This window comes from Pantoea sp. paga, from assembly GCF_007558755.1.
In the GTDB taxonomy this organism is placed as follows: Bacteria; Pseudomonadota; Gammaproteobacteria; order Enterobacterales; family Enterobacteriaceae; genus Pantoea; species Pantoea agglomerans.
Window position 1 is genome coordinate 344,104 of record NZ_VLTF01000003.1, and the last position, 18,670, is coordinate 362,773.

The window sequence follows — 18,670 nt, forward strand, 5'->3', positions numbered from 1 at the left end:
TTTAAATAGAGTAGTCGCACTATGAAAAAACAAACGACAGATACGCGTCAGCACATCATTGATGTGGCACGGGCGATTATTACCCACAAGGGCTACAGTGCCGTCGGGCTTTCCGAGATAGTCCAGGCTGCCGGTATTCCCAAAGGCTCGTTTTACTACTACTTCAAATCCAAGGAAGAGTTCGCAGAAGCGCTGCTGGCGCACTACTTCAGCCACTATCTGCAGGAGGCAGACAACCAGCTGAGCGGTGCCGGAACGGCGAGAGAGAGGCTGCTGCGCTACTTCGCCTTCTGGAAGACGACCCAGGGCGCAGACCTGCCGGAAAGCAAATGCCTGGTGGTCAAGCTCGGCGCGGAAGTCTGCGATCAGTACGACAGCATGCGACAGGTGCTGGCGACCGGCACCCAGGAAATCGTACAAAAAATCGCGGGCTGTATCCGGCTGGGTCAGGAAGACGGTTCGCTGGCTGCGGTGAGCAACGCCGGTGAGCTGGCTGGAGAACTTTATCAGCTCTGGCTGGGCGCCTCCCTGATGGCAAAAATCCACGACCCGGACAACGCCTTCGGCAACGCAATGAAGGCAACAACACGGCTGCTTGGGTAGCCGTGTTTTTTTACTCATTAACTAGACGACCGGTCAACTATTAAGAGGTTTACATGACTGACAACAGTATCCGTACCGATTTATTTTCCCCCGTCGCGATGGGCAGCCTTGAGCTGACTAACCGCATTGTGATGGCACCCGTTACCCGCAGCCGTTACGGTGAGGATGGCGTACCTGATGAACTGCATGCGACCTACTATGCGCAGCGCGCTGGTGCCGGCCTGATTATTTCAGAAGCCACGAACATCTCGGCTCAGGGCCGCGGTTATGCCGCCACGCCGGGCATCTGGAATGAAGAGCAGGTCGCCGGCTGGAAAAAAGTAACGGACGCGGTCCACGCTCAGGGCGGAAAAATCGTCTGCCAGCTGTGGCACGTTGGCCGCTTTTCAAGCACAGAGCTGCAGCCTGACGGTGCAAGTCCGGTTGCGCCATCCGCTATTAAAGCCGAAGGCCAGACCTACACCGTGAACGGTTTTGTGCCGGTATCCACCCCGCGCGCGCTCGAAACTGAAGAAATCCCCGGCATTATTGAACAGTACAGACTCGCAGCAGAGAACGCCCTGCGGGCTGGATTTGACGGCGTAGAGGTGCACTCTGCCAACAGCTACCTGCTCGATCAGTTCCTGCGGGACTCCACCAATCACCGTACCGACAGCTACGGCGGCTCCATCGAAAACCGGGCCCGCCTGACGCTGGAAGTGACAGAGGCCATCGTTAACATCTGGGGTAGTGACAGAGTCGGTATCCGCCTGTCACCGGTCACGCCTGACGCCGGGAATACCCCACCGGACAGCAACGTGATGGCGATGTATGGCTACCTCATCCAGCAGCTTAACCGCTTTAATCTGGCCTACCTGCACTTTGTCGAAGGCGCGACGGCCACCTCGCGGGACGTGCCTGCCGATGTGGATATGGATGCGCTGAGCGCGCAGTTCACCGGTCCGTTTATCGGCAACAATAATTACGACCTTGAGATGGCCATCAGCCGCCGGAACGCGGGAATTATTGATGCCGTTGCCTTCGGCCGCCTGTTCATTTCCAACCCGGACCTGGTGAAGCGCCTGCGTTACGGTGCCGAACTGACCATTGCGCCGAAAGAAGCGTATTACGGCGGCGGGGCTAAGGGCTATACCGACTGGCCGGAAGGAAAATACTGATAGTAAAAACCGGCGGAACGACTTCCGCCGCCTGTACCTGATAAAGAAGGATAAGAAAATGAATCACCTGCAGAACAAAACGGCTGTCATTACCGGCGCGTCATCGGGCATTGGCGCTGCAACGGCACTGGAGCTGGCGCGTCACGGCGTGAATATCGTTGCGGCCGCACTGGACCAGGACGGCCTCGACAGGGTAATAGAGAGCATTAAATCAGAGGGCGGTCATGCAGCTGGCCTGGTAACCGACGTAACACGTCCGGAAGATACTCAGGCACTGGTGAAATACGCCATGGAAGCTTTCGGTCCGGTTGATATCCTTATCAACAACGCCGGCCTGATGCTTTTCTCAAGCTGGAGCGACGTAGTCTGGGATGACTGGAATAAAATGGTCGACGTCAACATTAAGGGTTACCTGAACGCCATTGCGGCCGTCCTTCCGGGAATGCTGGAGAAAAAAGACGGACAAATCCTGAACATGGCGTCCGTTGCGGGCCATCAGGTTGATGCAGGCGCGGGCGTTTACAGCGCCACTAAATTTTTTGTTCATGCGATGACGGAATCGATGCGCAAGGATCTGGGTGTGAATAAGGGCATTCGCGTGAACACCATCAGTCCTGGCGTCATAAATACCGGCTGGGCCGATAAGGTCAGCGATCCTGAAGGCCGCAAGATCGCTCAGGAACTGACTAAAATTGCTATCAGCCCGCAGGATGTGGCCAGTGCTGTGGTGTATGCGCTTAATCAGCCTAAAAATGTGACGGTTAATGACCTGATTATTTCGCCCACCCGGCAGAACTGGTAAGACACAGATGGCAGCCTCCCGGCTGCCATCCTTATCGGGTATGGGGATCACAGTTACAACGGCAAGCTCAGCCAGTCAGCAGATTAAGCATTTCTTCTGAACTTAGCGCCTACGGGATAAGAATCAGCCTCTCCTCCCCCGTCTCCTCATTCCAATCTGGCTGACATTTGAAAGTGCGCAAGTTCTTACCGATGTATCGAATCCCCCTTCCAGGCTCGCGGGCAGCAACTGACCTGCCGCGGCTATCAGCTCATGAACGGAAAGACTGCCTATGCCGCTACCCAAAATTTCAAGGCCTGAGCTGCGAAGCGAGGCGGCAGAGACGTTAATGGTTTTCCCGGTCACAGAACCCCACTGCACGAACCACAGACGTGGTTATCCAGGCCGTGAAACGCAATCTGTTACGGCCAGCGAGGTGAGATCAGAAAGCGCTACCGTGTGAGGCAAAAAGATCAATTAGAGGCTCTGCGCCTGGTAACCGGTTCTGTTGTGCTCCTTCTGGGCAATTCGCTTAATATAAAAGCGGCTGTGCGCATTACTGAGGCTGGCACAGGTTCATCAGGACGAGCAGGAACGCGAAGATAAAAGAGAACGCAGCAAAACATGCCCAAACGTCGCGCTCAGACAGAGGCGCCACGTATAAAACTCGTTCAAGAAAAACGCGACAACAACCGTTCACAGATACCAACAGGTGACAGTCCCTTGCAGCGACGCAGAAAACACGCAGAGAAGAAATCTCAGTGCTCACTGAAATCATGCCTTCTAATCCAGCTGACTGCTGTATTTAATTTTGATGGCTAGCCAATGCCACATTTAAATACTGAAAAATATGCATGCCTGTTATATTTCACTGTTTACAGAACATACATTTAAACAATGTAACATTTAAAGGATATTCTATCATTATGAAAACTAACTGATAGTTATTCCTAAGGCTACCATTAACTCTGTAATTTGCTCAATATCCATTTGTGTACCTTCGAGACTGGTGCGACGAACATCAAGATCACCCAAGATAGCTCCTCGTAGATCACAATTCGTAATATCCCCTGAACGCCAATTAAAATTTGTGAAATCCCCGCCTGACAAGTCGGAACCACTAAAATTTGCGCCCATAACAAGAGTACCATTCCAACAGTTTTCCCAAAGTTCACATTTTTCAAGTGTGACCCCAGTGAAGTTAGCCCGAGTGAAATTATTCTTAATAAGGTATGCTGAACAAAAGAAGAAGCGATGGCTAATTGCTTTCATAAATTTAGCATTCCGAAAATCAGTGCCTATTACGCAACATTCCCGAATTTCAATACCGAATAAGTCAGCGCTAATAAATATACACATCGTCAAATCACACTTCAAAAAGCTGGCGTTTTTAAGTATAGCGCCTGTAAAGTTGCAGCCCGAGTCACCTTCTGAAAAGAAAAAAATACAATTTACAAAATGGGTATCTCTGAGGTTTAGCCCGGAAAAATCACAATCGAAAAAACTGACATTTTCAAATTCCCTCCCAGTAAAAAAATCGGAAGTAAAGGTGCGGTTCTTATATATATTCATAAAATTAATACCCTCTATTTAATTAAAATCCAACTCTTGCATGATACCATGTAAATAGAAAAAGCATCCAGGATCAACGTAAGCATTATAATGTGATAAAATCATTCATCTTTAGTATGTAAATAACACGTAATAACCGAGCGGCTTGAGAATTTCGTGACGGACCCAATGCTGATATTCAGGATACGTATTGAAATATCATCTCACCATGCCCCCAGTAAAAGGCCGATAACTATCTGCCAAACCGGTGTTATTTTTTCATGACCAGCCCTCAGATTAAACAGGGCGACCTCTACCAGAAAGCGGCAGAAGTCACGCGAGATACATTCGGGTGAAAATCCAGGTGGCACGACTTGAAGCCGTGCTCAGAGTATTATTTTGATAAAACTGACTGATATCCTTGAATGCCTTAAATTCTTAATGACCTGATTATCTCGCCAACCCTACAGAACAGGTAAGCGGCAGCCAGCAGGCTGCCATCTGAATCTGGTATAACTTATCTGCTTTCTGCCACTCTGTCTCAGGGCACAGAAGAAGCGGCATGATCAGTCAGTAAACAAAAGCGCTAACTCTGTTCTGAGCACTTACGGGATCAGAATCAGCCGGTCGTCGCCGGTATCTTCATTCCACATTCTGCCCGCGTCTGAAAGCGCACAGGTCCGCACCGGCGTATTGAATCCCCCCTGAGGAAGTGCAGTCAGTAGCTCGCCTGACCCATTAACCAGCGCCTGAACCGAAAGACTGCCTATGCCGCTGCCCAGTATCTCAAGGCCGGAACTCCGAAGCGAAGCCGCAGAAAGAGCGATTGATTCTCCTGCCGCGGAACCCAGCTGAATATACCGCAGCCGCGGCTCTCCCAGTCGCGAACCGCGATTTGCCGTCGCCTGTGAGATTATTCTGCTCGCTGGCTCCCCCCAGAGATAATCCAGAACCACATCGACCCTTCCGGAGAAAACCTGTTTCAGTGCTTCATCTGCAGATTCATCCAGCACGATTTTTTCCACACCTGCCGGCAGCTTGTCCAGCTTTTGCCGGTCACGCCCCGTTGCAATGATCCGGCCTGCGCCAAGCCACGCGGCTATCTGAACGGCCAGCCCGCCCGCTGAGCCGGTGGCACCATTAATCAGTACCGATTCACCACGCTGAAAACCGGCTCTCAGCGTCAGGGCAACCCAGGATGAAAGCCCTGCGGTTACGACCGCAGCAGCCCGTGCATCGCCCACACTTTCCGGAACCGGAACGACTGATCGTGTCGATACCAGAACCTTATCGGCCATAGAACCGAATGGCGATTTGGGAAACAGGAAGTAAACCCGTTTACCGTCCGGATCAATGCCCACGCCATCAATTCCGGGGATAAAGTTCGCCTCTGCGGTACCCGAGTAGTGCCTGCCTGTCGCGAGGCTTTTCACAATAGGACTCAGGGGTGCGGCCAGCACACGAATAACAACTTCACCTTCACCGGCAACGGGTTCAGAAAAGTAGCCATATGACGGTGGCGCATCAAAACGGGTCACGACAGCAGCACGCATAGTTAATCCTTACGAGGCAACATTATTGCTCATTGATGCCCGGTTTACGGGCGCGATGGAGGCGGCTCAGCTGAAGGCCGTCACGAATGTTTAATCCGATCAGCGTCAGGTTCAGCGCCCCTGCAATCAGCTCGATCACCTGAACGCTGTAAAAAGCGCCGTCAAACTGGCCTGCCCTGGCACGAATCCACAGGAAAAGGGCTGATGGCACCAGAATGAACAGACCGTTTATGCCGATGACAGGCGTGCGGCGGCGTTTCAGCTTAATCAGCGGATGATTGACCCTGGCACCCATCGAAAAGCCGGTAGCCGCTGTCAGCCCCATCAGCGGTACAAACGCAAGAAGGGCATGAGCAATTAACTGCTTCACTTCGGCGACTGCTGTAGCCGACAGAAAAAGTTCGGTGATGATTGTCGAGGTCCAGAACGTTGCCAGAAACAACGCTGACAATATCGAAGCGGTAGCATGAATCCTGCGTTTCATAGGCACTGCTCCGCCAGAGACTTTTCGTGAGTCTCAATGAGACTTTTCAGAACATGCTCCGCCGTTTCAAGTTCGGCTGCGCTGAACTGTCCCGCCATTTCGGTTGCCTGATGTTGCCATCGTGCATTAACGCTGTCATAGATTGACTGACCTGATTCGGTCAGCGCATAAAGCGGCGACCGCTTGTGCATTGGATTGGGCTGCGTTTCCATCAGTCCGGACTCAACCAGTGTATTGAGCTGCTTCTGCGCACCCTGCCGTGTAACACCCATAGTCAATGCAATCTGAGGCGCGGTAACTGGCCGTTGTGCCAGTGCAACTGCACCCAGCATGCGCCAGCGTGTGCTGGTAAGCCCGTCAGGCAGGACAAATCTGTCACCCCACTCTGTCAGGGCACCGTTGAGCCGGAAAACGTTAAGAATAACCTGCGTTAGCTGATCAGTTTTTGAATGTGCCATAAATCCTCCTGTTATGGTAACAGGTTTGCATTATGGTAACTGGTTGTCAAATAACATTGTTTGAAATTCAGACATTCTTATTTTACGTTTAGATATCTCAGAACCTTTTTTACGTAAGCTACTGCGATGTAGGCTTTTTATTCAGCACAGACATGTCTTTCATACGGATAACTGAAACTCCGGGTTTTGCTCACATCAAGCTCAGCACAATCTTTCAGAGTGATGAATGAGTATTGTGATATCACTACCGGACTCAGGTATGTGTAATAGAGCAGCAATAATCATCGCAGAATGCAGTTTTCGTTTTCAGTACGCCATAACATCAGTGCACCAGTTTTCTCATCAGGGCACCGATGGTCACCATTTTCGGCTTGTCACGCAGACATAACTCATCGTAGAGATTGCACATCTATTTATTGTGAATTTTTCCGCATAAGGCTGACATGTAAAGCTTTGCTCTTAATTGAGGCGGACCGATTTTAGACATACGGGGCGGCTGCTTACCGACGTGCGTGAACGCTTTTCGACAGGCACCGTACCCAGAAAAGCTGCAGCCTGCTCAGCTGACTCAAAGTTATGGCTGCGGAGCACAACAAGCATGTGCATTCCCAGCGGAGGACCTACAGAGTCAATTGATGTCAGCAGATGTTAATCCTGCTTCAGTCCAGGCCTGAATGCGCGCGTTGATCTGCCGCAGAACTGAAAGCCAGGCAGGGGCCATAAAAGGCTTCCGATAGCTTTCAGTGAATATGTCCGCTTTTCGCTCTTAGGGGCATTGCTCAGCGAATGTCAGCTTTGTGCCAAGAGCGGACTCAGAGTAAAGCTAATCAAATCCTTATTTGATTCGTTCCACATTTGAATGACACTCGGGTGCGAGTTGACCTTACCGCTCACAACCCACCCTTAGCAGGAAGTTAAGTATGGTTATCGGGACATTGTGCAAGGAGATTTGGACGCAGCAGCGCAATTACTGACGGCATGCGCAGCGGACCTTACAGGAGTTGTGGCGTGAGCCTTAAGTGACGCATTCATACAAATAAAATGTTCTTAACGCACAATGAGAAATTCTATGTGCTGTGCCTGCATAAAACGGACTTCTGAATGCGCCTCTTTCATTTCAGTGATAATCCTGACATCTCGGTTTTCAGGCCTCGCCCGTTGCGGATTCACGTTGACAGACCAGCAGGTCAGGAATGGCTTAATGGTTCTCTCATATGGGCAACAGACGAAGCTTATGAGCTTTTGTATCTCTTTCCGCGCGAATGCCCCCGCATTATTTTCTGGCCTCTCGCTAATACCACAAAGGAGGACAGAGAGTTATGGATGGGTAATGCAACCAGCTCATCGGCTGTAGCCTGCATAGAGCAGGCGTGGCTTTCAAGGTTTAACCTCGGGCAGGTTTTCAGGTATGAATTGCCGACAGAATGTTTTGAACCTACGGGTGAGGTCGGGATGTGGGTAGGTCGTTCAGACGTCATACCTGTGGGCCTCAAATGCTTTTCAAGCCTTCCCAACGAACTCTCTGAAAGGAATATTAGCCTTCGCGTTATGGACAGGCTGACGCCTCTTAAAAGTATCTGGCAGTCTACGCTACACGCAAGCGGAATCAGACTCAGGAACGCACAGGACTGGGGAAAGCCAGGATGGACCCATTCAAAACCAGGCCGTCAGGTTATTGTCTGACGCTACTATCGCAGTCGGAATTGTTGCTCATTATGGAGTTAATATGAACTATATTCCGAGATGCGCAGCATCATCGGTCATCACATGCTTTTGCTCGCAGGCGCCAATGTCATCATTGCCCGGAGTGATGGTCATATTTTGCTTCAGCAGCGTACAGACTCAACATGGGGCCTACCAGGCGGCCTGCCTGAGCCTGGAGAATCTCTTGAGCTGACTGCAGTACGGGAAGTCAAAGAAGAGACCAGTATTGATATTCATTCGCTTAACTTCCTGAAAATTTTCTCAGGGCAGGATTATAGTTTCATTCTGCACAACCGGCATGAAATTAACGTCATTACCGCACTGTACTTCACTGACAACTGGTCAGGGGATTTGGTGAACGATGCCAAAGAAGGCCTGGCCCTTGAGTTCTTTTCTGCCAGCCGGTTGCCTTCGCCGATGAACAACGAGTATGTAATGTATATAAAATACTTTGTGAATAGCTACAGATGCCCCCCAGATACTGATTAAGTACCTTGATAAACAAAGCAAGTGCAGCACTGAGTCAGGGAAGCCAGCCCAGCATTCGCTATCAGCCCAAGATGGCTGGCGTTTTAGTAGCAATTGCAGCCTGAATGAGGCTGGAAGCTAAGCAGGAAGTAGGAATTATGATGTCCGCTTTGTGCCAGAAGCGGATGTCAACAGAACGTCTGTGACAAACCTTTCATGGCATTTTCAAGTTGTGGGCGAAGACGTTGTTAAAATTACAGCGTACTGCCTTTGCCAGTCAGTACAAGGGGGCTGAAAAGAAGCTCCAGATCTTACCTGCCTAATATTCTTACCTTTGGGCATATAACGTTGCTATAGTCTGGCTACGTTGGAAACCAGCCATATGAATGAACATTTTAATCAGCCAGGATGGCTCTGTGAACAATAAACTCTTCTGCCTGCTATCTGTTTTTTCCACCTTTGCCGCTGCAACACAATCCCCTGATGAAATCGTGGTTGCCGGGGGGAGATATTATGCCGGTAACGTTTTTGGCCAACATGACTATGCAGCACACGCCAACATCACGCTTAACACCTTCTGGATCATGCGTACTGAAATCACCTACCGGCTTTATTCAGATATTCACGAATGGGCTTTAGAGCGTGGTTATGTATTCGGTGTCGGATGTAATGGAGCCGCTTACGAGGACTGCCGGCCGGCGGATACAGATAACGGTGCACATCCGGTTACCAGTGTTGAATGGTCAGATGCGGTGATTTTTGCAAATGCCCTGAGTGAAAAGGCGGGGCTGAGACCGGTCTATCTCAATAATAAGGGCGTCCCGGCGCGTGACAGTTCCCGTTACGAATTTAAACAGGATGCCCGGGCTAATGGTTACCGCTTACCCACGGCCGAGGAATGGCAGGTTGCCGCCCGTGGAGGAAGGTCCGGACTGGAAAATGGCTCGTATGGTTTCAGATTTGCTGGCAGCAACAATGCAAATGCTGTCGCCTGGTTCCCTGACTTCAACGATCCTCATTTCGGCTCTGTCCGAGTGAAAAGCCTGCGGCCCAATGCGCTCGGTCTGTATGACATGAGCGGTAACGTTTCGGAATGGGTTGATGCTTTCGATACCCTTTCCGGTGTGAAAATGTACTATTTTTGCGGCGGCAGCTTCTTGTTGCATACGGGTAGTCTGACCAGCTGCGACACGCACAGTGCCGGCTACGCCCTGCCGGACACTGGCTTCAGACTGGTGCGGAAATTTTGAACCTGAAGATGCCTTTTATAATACTGACAGCCATTCTGATAAGCCTTCCAGCTTCATTACAGGCAGACACCCATATTTACCTGAAAAAGGGGCTAAACAGCATTGATTTGAATGGTGATGGCATACCAGACACCGTCTTTTCCGCGACTTACGACAATAATACTTCTCATCCCAGTGAAACTCTCAACATCTTTATCAGCCAGGAAAAAAACTGGCTTATCGTACCGGTTCCGGACGACGATGGCTTTACGTGGGCAGATTTAAGACTGTCAGCATCTGCCCTGAAGATAAGCGGCACAGAACTTCACCGCTATAAAGGGCGGGTTTACCTTATCAGGGCGACCAAATATGGCGGCAGCGGTGGCGGCGGAGATCTTACCGATAAATCGCGAGTAAAGTTTTCACGATTTCGGCTGGAGCAAAATAGCGACGATCCCGGTACGTCTGTTTTTTACTGGGATCCGGCAGGGATTTATCTTACTGAACAAACTTTTGATGAAGTGAATGAAGCTTTTCAGATTCTGAATATGGAGAAATTTCGTTGAAATGTATCACAGGGCTTTTGCTTTTTTTCCTGTCGTTCTGCTGTTGTGCGGGATACAAAAGTCAGTACCGTGAGCTTATACAGCAGTCCCTTAAGCGGCAGTCTCTTTGTCTGGGTGAAAAGCAGTGGCCGGTTTCAATAAGAACAGGTACTGACCGTTGGATTAATGCAAAAATGGAGGCGCTTGTCGATGCCGGCCTTATCATCGCTCATGTGAAAGCAGGCAGTAAAATCTGGCAGCTAACCCCGTACGGCCAGGCTTCATTCACGAAATATCATGATTTCTGCTACGGAACCATGCGCGTCAGAAGCATAAAGGCTGTCTCGACAGATAAAAAAGGCATGGCTGATGTGACATTTACCTATTATATTCATGCCCTGCCAGACTGGGCGAAAAATCACTCAGTACGCGTTGCCAATACTGATCTCGATAATCTGGTCATGGGTATTGATTCAGTGCGATACCAGGCCCTCTTTAATACAGACAACCAGGGAAATCTCCGTCTTATCAGTGAACCTGAACAGCTTGATTTACTGTATTAGCAGACGGGCCTGAAAAATTTTTTGGGGCTTAAAGCTTCGCAATCCACTTTGTTTAACAGCGTAAAGACTGACACTCCAGCAATAAGCTCTCACGCCGGAGCCGTCTGTCCTTAACAGCTTCAGCATCGGATATGTTCACAAAGCCAGTGTCTGCTGTTAGCTAAGAGTAAACCGCACATCCTGGTCGTCTGGCGCCAAAAGCAGACTTACCTCACATCACCATACGTCGGTCAACCGGGCATCTCACCAGCATTTCTCAGGTATAGACTCCAGAGTAATCATTCCATTCTTTTGTCAGCCCGCAATCTCTTCCAGCATGATCGATGCCCCGCCGCAAACAATGACCAATACATTGTCGGCAGGAGTGAACCTGATTTTATTGTCATACAGGAGTGACAATGATACTCCGCATGCCGGCTCAGTGAGTACGCGATGATCATTGAGAAAGCGCTGGCAGGCATGCAGTGCTTCCGCATCAGAAACCAGCATACTTATTACATCCAGTCGGCTGGCCACGTTAAAAGCATTTTCGCACACCTGGCTTGCGGCCAGCGTTGTGGCTATGCCGCTGACCTTATCAAGACGCATCAGCTTATTGGCATTAAGCGAGGCATTAAGCGAGGCCGTACCGTGTGTTTCAACGGCATAAACCGGAATGTGGCCAAGCTGATGTTTTTCCAGTCCCAGCGCTATGCCGGACAGCATGCTTCCGCCGCCGACGGACAGAATAACGGCATCAGGCTTTACACCCTCACTGATGACTTCATCCACGATTGTGCTGATGCCTTCCCACAAAAGCGGGTTATCAAAGGGATGGACATAGATGATGTCCTCTGTCGCCAGTGACAGGGCGTAATCGTTAGCCTCACTCCATACTTTCCCGTGCACAATGAGGCAGGCACCTTCCTGCTCAATAAGCTGTCTTGCTCTGGCTGACGTGGTTTCCGGCACAACCACAGTTACCGGCAGCCCCAGCCTGCGACCGCTGTGAGCCACCGCAATTCCGGCATTTCCACCGGATGAACTGACAAATGCTGTAGCGCCCTTACTGGCATAATAGCAACAGGCATGTCCCGCGCTGCGAAGCTTAAAAGAGCCGGTGGGCTGGGAAGACTCCATCTTCAGCCAGACATGACATCCGCTGTGCTGGCTTAAAGGGAGAGAATGTATGAGAGGGGTATGGATACCTATTTCCATTAATCTAAATCCTATGAATTTATCTCACAGCATAGTTGCTGTTCTGCCCGAAGCCTGTTCAGGATGACATCATAAGGTTTATCAGCAGAACGCGGTGGATACACATCTGAATGGTTGTGCTGGTTACAGTTGGACATGCATATTCCACGGATGTGTTCTTACCCGTGATACTCTCACTGACGGGAAGCAAAACGATAATTATAATTAACTCAGGTAAATAACCATAAAAATCATAAATCTGTAATTCTTTAAGCCATTCAGCGATAATTGGTCAATCGGAAAGAGAATGTCCAAAGGAGGCACTGGCGATGACTGTTTCTATAGGTGTGCTTGCAGGTATGGGACCCCGCTCCACAGCCCCCTTCATTGATATGCTGGTGACAGACTGCCACGTCGGGTACGGAGCGAAATATGATATGGATATCCCTAAAATGCATATCATCTCGTTGCCAACGCCTTTCTGGCCGGGCAAGAAAATTGATGATGATGCGATGATCGCAACCCTGCAACAGGGTATCTCAGAACTCGTCAGGGCAAAAGTGAGTCTGATTGCTGTTCCCTGTAACCTTGCACACTGCTATTTTGCTGAAATGAAAGCGGCGAGTGCTGGTATTCCACTTCTGCATATTGCAGACAGCGCACTTAATTCACTGCCTGCAGAAGTCATCAGGGTAGCAGTACTGGCTACAGAACCTACGCTGGATGCGGGTTTCTATCAGGCGCGGATAGAAGCTTCTGGCAAAGAGATTATTGATTCATCTCTACTTCGTGAAATGACCACATCGTTGATTGGGCGGGTTAAAACGAAAGGTTTTCATGACCCTGATGCACAGGCAGAGTGGAATAATTTGATGTCTGTAGTGGAAAATCTTAAGGTGGAGGCTCTTCTTATTGCCTGTACAGATCTGAGCCCCCTGATAACTGAAAATACTTTCAGCTTTGTCATCGTGGATACGGCAGCCAGCCTTTCCAGCGCGACCATTAAAAACTACAGGAGATTGTCCGGGAAAACTACAGGCGAAATCCATATTACCGGCTAACCTGAGGTCAGCTTCAATGGCCCTGAATAGTGCTGCTTTGTGCCAGAAGCGTGTGTTGTAAGCACTCAGGTAGGTTAATACATAGTACGCTGGCCTTACGTTAAGACAAACCGGAGCAGTTGTTCATAAGTCGTCAGCAGGATGAAGGGATGTCAGAACGATCTCCTCGAGTCGTCGGATGTGAAATTACAATAAATTCTACGGAAGACCCTGTGTCGTTTCTGGCTTGATGCTTTGACCCCGGTGGAATTTCTAGCCCCTGCAGGGCTTTAATATTATGCATCTCACCCTCCAGTTCCATTGAAAGAACACCATTGAGAACAAAGAAAAACTGTCTGGAAACGGAGTGAAAGTGTCGCTTTTCATAAGTGCCGGCAGGCATTTTCTCATGAATAACCAGCATGTCCTGACGGTTTACCAAATACCAACCATCGCAATCGTCACCCCAGAAATAATGGTCTGCATTTTCCTTTGAAATCATCATCCGTCTCCTGTTTACATGCGCCCATCTATAAAGACCTTAAGAAAGTTATACCGAAAAATGCTGTCGATTCGCAACAGGTTATGATTTGATTATTTACCTAAAGATCTGAACTGCATCGTTCAGCATATCTAGTAGTTATCAATGTATTGGGGTAGCAGAATTTTATCTGGCCATAATGTCCGCTTCTCGCTCATAGCGGAAATTAGCCTGACGTCAGTCTTCCCTATGCCGACAGCGTAGGTTCGCAATAGCTACGCTGGGCACTCGTATGCGCTTCACTGGCAATCTTAATTGCGGGAAATGGCCAGGGAAGAAAATCCGCCCCGGCCATCTGATTTAAGCCAGTTGTAAGTGAAGATTATGTTGCATCAGGATATCTGCCAGCGAACCTTCATGGCTGGCAGAGGCATTGTGATACAGGTCGTACTGCTGACCGTTAATAATACGCTGCCCATCCTCGCTCCAGACGCCGCCTTCAATGTTACTTAGCGTAACCATATTGCCGTCCGTACCTTTCATCGTCATCGTCTCACTCGCGTTGTCGGTCAATGGCAATGGCTCTTTTTGCCCCAGAGTAACGTTATTACTGCTGAAACCACCCAGATTAATGACCTCAGCGTTGCCTGATCTCAGCCCAAGCGTGGCAAAATCAAGCGATTCATGCGCGCCATTCAGCTGCAACGTCTCGTCATCGGCAACGCCGTCCAGGCTGGTGTGCAGATTTGAATATAAAAGCGAGAGCGTTTCACTGTTTACTGTTCCAGAGAGATGGAGATTGTCAGCCATATCAGGATGAAGAGATGCGTGCTCCAGTGTGATAGCACTATGGCTTTCCGAATTGCTGCCATCTTCTGTGTTGCTGCTGATCACAGTTGTGGCATTGATCAGGTTGTCCTGCGCTGCGGTTGCAATACTCAGCTTCGGCTGCGGCTCGGACATATAAAGCTCGACGTTTTGCGAAACGTGGTTAACGTTTCCGGCAGCATCGCGAATAGTTGCGGTAATCCTGTGCTCGCCCGGTTCAGGCGTGAGTGCGTCCAGCGTTTCAAGCTGCACGGCCCACGTGCCTTTGCTGGTCACACTCGTTTGCCACTGGTGGTCGCCAAGCCTGACAGTGACAATATCACCGGCTTCACCCGTACCTGATACATGCTGATCATGGCTGGAGGCAAGGTTGATTTGCTGACCCTCTGTAAGGTGAGTAAAAGCGATTTTGGGTGCGCAGACATCCACCTGATAGCTGGTCGTTATCGTAGCCGTATGGCCAGCCGCGTCGCTAGCAGTCACGACAATGTCATGCTGCCCCTTGCCGAAACCTGTTTTCATCGTCCCCTGCGCCAGTGGCAGACTCCAGTGACCGTCGTCGCTTACTGCCGCATTGTGATGTTTACCGCCAATAATCACCGATACCGTCTGACCGCTGCCGGTGACGCCCGTTGTGCCGGTCAGCATCGAGCCCTCTTTTTTCTCCGCACGGTTCAGCCAGCCGTCACCAAATGGCGTATCAATTTCAGGTGCAGGCTGACCTGGAATATCGACCACTGGCGTAGTATTGCTTCCATCGGTGGGATTATCGGGGGTGACCGGTGGCAACGGATCGCCGCTGTTATCACTGACCGGAGAAGTCAGATCCGCGGTGACGTAACCACTCTGTTCAAACCAGTTTCCGGCGCCATCCAGCACGCCAAACGAAAGGAAGTTGCCGCCCTGGGAAAGCTCCGACGCGCTGATTTCCGTGCGCCAGCTGCCATCTGCCTCTACCACGGCATAATTCCAGTGGAAAGTATCAGAAACCTGCACCGCAAAAGTCTTAAGCGGCAGCGGCGCTTCAAGCGTGCCGCTGATAACGTACCAGGTCTGACCGTCATGCTGGACCGCATCCGCCAGCGTAATGTCGTTAACGGTGACTTTCGGGTTGCTGCTGTTGTAGTGGGTAATCAGCAGCAGATTCTGGCTGAGGCTGGTACTGTTTCCATTCAGATCCGTTGCGCTGACCTGAATGGTGTGGTTGCCGTCCTTGATAGTTTTCACGTCGCTGTCAGAGAGCTGAACCTGCCACTGATCCTGATAGACACTGCCCTGCCAGGTTCTGCCGTCAAGGATCAGTTCAACCGGCGTGCCGGAGGGAAGATGACCGGCGGTGCCGGTGAAGATAATGCCGTATATCCCCTCCTGGTAACTGACCGCATTGTCGCCGGTGATCGGATCAAGGGTCAGCTGCGGCAACGCCTCAGTAGCGAAGATTTGCACGCCTGCTGAGGCATAACCTTTGTTGCCCGCTTCGTCGGTTGTTTCAGCAATGGCACGGTAGCTCCCTTCCTCCATTCCCTGCAGCGTTTCCGCGGGAACTGAGAACTGCCACTGGCCATTTTGATCGACGATGCCGCTCCAGTGGGAGGCCCCAAAACTAACCTCAATCGTGCTGCCGGCTTCGCCTCTGCCGGAGATCACCAGCGGGCTGCTGATTTCATGACTGTCGATCACCCCGTCCCCTGCCAGGGTATTAATCGTGACAAGAGGATCCTGCGTATCGGTAATAAACGTCGTCTCCGTGATACCGGACTGGCCCCAGCGATCGGTGGCGGTCAGCGTAACGGAATGACTCCCCTCGGCTAAATCTGCTTCCATCAGCTGCCCGGTGGAGAGTGAGACAAGCCAGTTGCCCAGACTGTCCACAGCGCCCGCATAGTGAACACCATCTACGGTCAGATCGATCTTCTGGCCCGCCCCGGTCACACCAGTGGAGCCGCTCAGCGTAACAGGCTCAAAGCGTTCATGTGCGTTCATAAACCCGTCGACAAACGGCATGTCTATAGTCGGCTGTGGCGGGATAGCGTCTGATGGCGGTGCTGACGCCTCTACGGTAATGACTTTGTTTGCGGTGGTCGTACCGCCAACGTTGTTTTCAAAGGTTACGCTGATGTGGTTAGACCCTACAGGCAGCACCTGCAGATCGGCAGACGGCAGGGTAACACTCCAGCTGCCGTCAGCGGCCAGCGTTGTGGTATAGGTCTGACCGTTCAGCATTATGGTCAGCGTGCTCTCTGCGGTGAGGTTCGCTGTGGTGCCGCTGAACGTCTGTGGGGAGAGCTTCTCCTCAGCGCTTAACACGCCGTCACCAGTAAAACTGTTAATGGTTAAAGAAGGGGGCGTGCTGACAGGCGGAATCGGCGTGCCACCATCGGCGGGTGGCGTGTTGCCACCATCCGTTGGATTGTCATCGATAACTGGCGGAACCCCATCGCCGCCTTCAACGGGCGTAATAAGGTCGGCTGTGACATTGCCACTCTGCTCAAACCAGTTTCCGGCACCATCCAGCACGCCAAGCGACAGGAAGTTGCCACCCTGGGAAAGCTCCGACGCGCTGATTTCCGCGTGCCAGCTGCCATCTGCCTCTACCACGGCATAATTCCAGTGGAAGGTATCAGAAACCTGCACCGCAAAAGTCTTAAGCGGCAGCGGCGCTTCAAGCGTTCCGCTGATAACGTACCAGGTCTGACCGTCATGCTGGACCGCATCCGCCAGTGTAATGTCGTTAACGGTGACTTTCGGGTTGCTGCTGCTGTAGTGGGTAATCAGCAGCAGATTCTGGCTGAGGCTGGTACTGTTTCCATTCAGATCCGTTGCGCTGACCTGAATGGTGTGGTTGCCGTCCTTGATAGTTTTCACGTCGCTGTCAGAGAGCTGAACCTGCCACTGATCCTGGTAGACGCTGCCCTGCCAGGTTCTGCCGTCAAGGGTCAGTTCAACCGGCGTGCCGGAGGGGAGATGGGCGGCGGAGCCGGTGAAGATAATGCCGTATATCCCCTCCTGGTAACTGACCGCATTGTCGCCGGTAACCGGATCAAGAGTCAGCGCCGGTAATGGAATGGCGCTGGCCTTCATAGCGTCGGAGGTGGCGGGGGCATCTGAAGCTGTTGCTGACTCAACCTGGGGCGTAAGCGTTAAGGTTGAATCGGCTTCGCTGGTCGTCGCCCTCAGGGCGAAAGCTGCTCCGTTTAACGGCGTGCCTGACGGGATCAGAATCTGGCTTTGGGAAGACTCTACGACTGATAACGCGGGATCTGACTCTGGACTGGCAGGGAATGGCATTGGAGATGTTGCAGAAGCTGGAGATTGCCAGACAGGTGTCAGCGTGGTGACAGTCTGAGCATCGCCGGAAACGTCTGTGCTGAACTGTGCCTCCTGAAATAAACTTCCCTGCTGGAAAAGCATTTTACTCTGCTGGCCTGCAACCTCAGTAAAGAAGTTCTGATAGCGAAGCGTATCGCTCTCGTGCAGGTTAAGAATGAGATCGTCACCCTGTTTCTGAAAAGAAGAAATCTGAGAAGGTGAGCTTTGCAGCGTGATAAGAGCGGGTTCGCTCAGAATAGATTGTGATTTTACTTCAGTGGTCTGAGACAATGGGTGACCGCTTTTCAGCGATATGACCGTGGCGCGGCCCGTTCCTGAAAGTGCCATGGAAATCTCCTTATATACCAGTTATTTAGTAGGCAATGCCGTTGGAAATAAAGCGACGCTTTACTTATTTCAGGCATGCAACGGCCAGCGCCAATAAAGGTGCTGAGGCAGAGCCGGCACTCAACGCATTAAAAGCAATTCTTAGCAACAATAAAGGGCATAACCAGAGCCAGATTAAATATTCGATTTTGAAAATAGATTATTTCTGCTGGCAAAATAAAAAGTACCATTCTTTGCAAGAGTCCGGGCATCGGCTCAATTAACCTTTACTGACTTCAACGACGTATCGTCAGGAAAAAGTGAATAGTTGATGCTGGATAGACATAAGCTAAACTTCGTTTTCATGTCTGGCTACCAGGTAAAATCTGGAAATGTCCCCTGCTAATAGCAGA

The 18,670-nt window shown here is 50.8% G+C and carries 16 protein-coding genes and 2 pseudogenes; 10 read left to right on the plus strand and 8 right to left on the minus strand.

Annotated elements, in window-relative coordinates:
- Nucleotides 1–21: 21 nt before the first annotated feature.
- From FOV68_RS11470 to FOV68_RS11485, 4 genes and pseudogenes are all read left to right on the plus strand, one after another.
- Nucleotides 22–603, plus strand: a complete 582-nt coding sequence (locus tag FOV68_RS11470; RefSeq protein WP_143990887.1) for a TetR/AcrR family transcriptional regulator — start codon at nucleotides 22–24, stop codon at nucleotides 601–603.
- Nucleotides 604–656: 53 nt separating this feature from the next.
- Complete coding sequence (locus FOV68_RS11475) at nucleotides 657–1,760, plus strand: alkene reductase (RefSeq protein WP_143789585.1); 1,104 nt, start codon at nucleotides 657–659, stop codon at nucleotides 1,758–1,760.
- 58 nt (nucleotides 1,761–1,818) lie between these two features.
- Entirely contained in the window at nucleotides 1,819–2,562 is a 744-nt protein-coding gene (locus tag FOV68_RS11480) for an SDR family oxidoreductase (RefSeq protein WP_143789588.1), read from the plus strand.
- A 393-nt stretch (nucleotides 2,563–2,955) separates the two neighbouring features.
- Nucleotides 2,956–3,147: pseudogene (locus tag FOV68_RS11485) on the plus strand (Tn3 family transposase); the annotation flags it as partial.
- Between the two features lie 327 nt (nucleotides 3,148–3,474).
- On the opposite strand, the gene FOV68_RS11495 reads toward FOV68_RS11485, so the two are convergent.
- From FOV68_RS11495 to FOV68_RS11515, 5 genes and pseudogenes are all read right to left on the minus strand, one after another.
- Nucleotides 3,475–4,113 carry a pentapeptide repeat-containing protein gene (locus FOV68_RS11495; protein WP_143990889.1) on the minus strand — a complete coding sequence of 213 codons (639 nt, stop codon included), beginning with the start codon at nucleotides 4,111–4,113 and terminating at the stop codon, nucleotides 3,475–3,477.
- 584 nt (nucleotides 4,114–4,697) lie between these two features.
- Nucleotides 4,698–5,645, minus strand: coding sequence for a zinc-binding alcohol dehydrogenase family protein (locus FOV68_RS11500; protein WP_143990890.1), 948 nt, complete (start codon nucleotides 5,643–5,645; stop codon nucleotides 4,698–4,700).
- A gap of 22 nt (nucleotides 5,646–5,667) precedes the next feature.
- A complete protein-coding gene (locus tag FOV68_RS11505; protein WP_186289743.1) occupies nucleotides 5,668–6,129 on the minus strand; it encodes a hypothetical protein in 462 nt (153 codons plus the stop codon).
- A complete protein-coding gene (locus tag FOV68_RS11510; RefSeq protein WP_143990891.1) occupies nucleotides 6,126–6,587 on the minus strand; it encodes a MarR family winged helix-turn-helix transcriptional regulator in 462 nt (153 codons plus the stop codon). The genes FOV68_RS11505 and FOV68_RS11510 overlap by 4 nt, the downstream gene beginning before the upstream one ends.
- A 322-nt stretch (nucleotides 6,588–6,909) precedes the next feature.
- Nucleotides 6,910–7,232, minus strand: a pseudogene (locus FOV68_RS11515) (transposase); the annotation flags it as partial.
- A 456-nt stretch (nucleotides 7,233–7,688) separates the two neighbouring features.
- On the opposite strand from FOV68_RS11515, the gene FOV68_RS24570 reads away from it, so the two are divergent.
- The 5 genes from FOV68_RS24570 (at nucleotide 7,689) to FOV68_RS11540 (ending at nucleotide 11,096) form a co-directional block, all read left to right on the plus strand.
- Nucleotides 7,689–8,270 carry a DUF6886 family protein gene (locus FOV68_RS24570; RefSeq protein WP_109651788.1) on the plus strand — a complete coding sequence of 194 codons (582 nt, stop codon included), beginning with the start codon at nucleotides 7,689–7,691 and terminating at the stop codon, nucleotides 8,268–8,270.
- Nucleotides 8,271–8,330: 60 nt separating this feature from the next.
- Nucleotides 8,331–8,780: an NUDIX hydrolase gene (locus FOV68_RS11525; RefSeq protein ID WP_167861900.1), complete on the plus strand. Its 450-nt coding sequence runs from the start codon at nucleotides 8,331–8,333 to the stop codon at nucleotides 8,778–8,780.
- 395 nt (nucleotides 8,781–9,175) lie between these two features.
- Entirely contained in the window at nucleotides 9,176–10,009 is an 834-nt protein-coding gene (locus FOV68_RS11530) for an SUMF1/EgtB/PvdO family nonheme iron enzyme (RefSeq protein ID WP_255473669.1), read from the plus strand.
- Nucleotides 10,006–10,554, plus strand: coding sequence for a CpmJ protein (locus tag FOV68_RS11535; protein ID WP_109651794.1), 549 nt, complete (start codon nucleotides 10,006–10,008; stop codon nucleotides 10,552–10,554). Before FOV68_RS11530 ends, FOV68_RS11535 begins: the two co-directional genes overlap by 4 nt.
- Nucleotides 10,551–11,096: a CpmK protein gene (locus tag FOV68_RS11540; RefSeq protein WP_255473670.1), complete on the plus strand. Its 546-nt coding sequence runs from the start codon at nucleotides 10,551–10,553 to the stop codon at nucleotides 11,094–11,096. Before FOV68_RS11535 ends, FOV68_RS11540 begins: the two co-directional genes overlap by 4 nt.
- A gap of 294 nt (nucleotides 11,097–11,390) precedes the next feature.
- Here FOV68_RS11540 and FOV68_RS11545 read toward each other — a convergent pair whose 3' ends face one another.
- The gene (locus FOV68_RS11545; protein WP_143990893.1) at nucleotides 11,391–12,293 is read right to left on the minus strand and encodes a pyridoxal-phosphate dependent enzyme; all 903 of its coding nucleotides are present in this window, start codon (nucleotides 12,291–12,293) and stop codon (nucleotides 11,391–11,393) included.
- A gap of 308 nt (nucleotides 12,294–12,601) precedes the next feature.
- Here FOV68_RS11545 and FOV68_RS11550 point away from each other — a divergent pair, with 308 nt between their 5' ends.
- The gene (locus FOV68_RS11550) at nucleotides 12,602–13,333 is read left to right on the plus strand and encodes an aspartate/glutamate racemase family protein (protein ID WP_143990894.1); all 732 of its coding nucleotides are present in this window, start codon (nucleotides 12,602–12,604) and stop codon (nucleotides 13,331–13,333) included.
- A gap of 133 nt (nucleotides 13,334–13,466) precedes the next feature.
- Here FOV68_RS11550 and FOV68_RS11555 read toward each other — a convergent pair whose 3' ends face one another.
- Complete coding sequence (locus FOV68_RS11555; protein WP_143789698.1) at nucleotides 13,467–13,814, minus strand: cupin domain-containing protein; 348 nt, start codon at nucleotides 13,812–13,814, stop codon at nucleotides 13,467–13,469.
- A gap of 339 nt (nucleotides 13,815–14,153) precedes the next feature.
- Nucleotides 14,154–18,278 carry a BapA prefix-like domain-containing protein gene (locus tag FOV68_RS11560; RefSeq protein ID WP_143990895.1) on the minus strand — a complete coding sequence of 1,375 codons (4,125 nt, stop codon included), beginning with the start codon at nucleotides 18,276–18,278 and terminating at the stop codon, nucleotides 14,154–14,156.
- Nucleotides 18,279–18,670 lie beyond the last annotated feature (392 nt).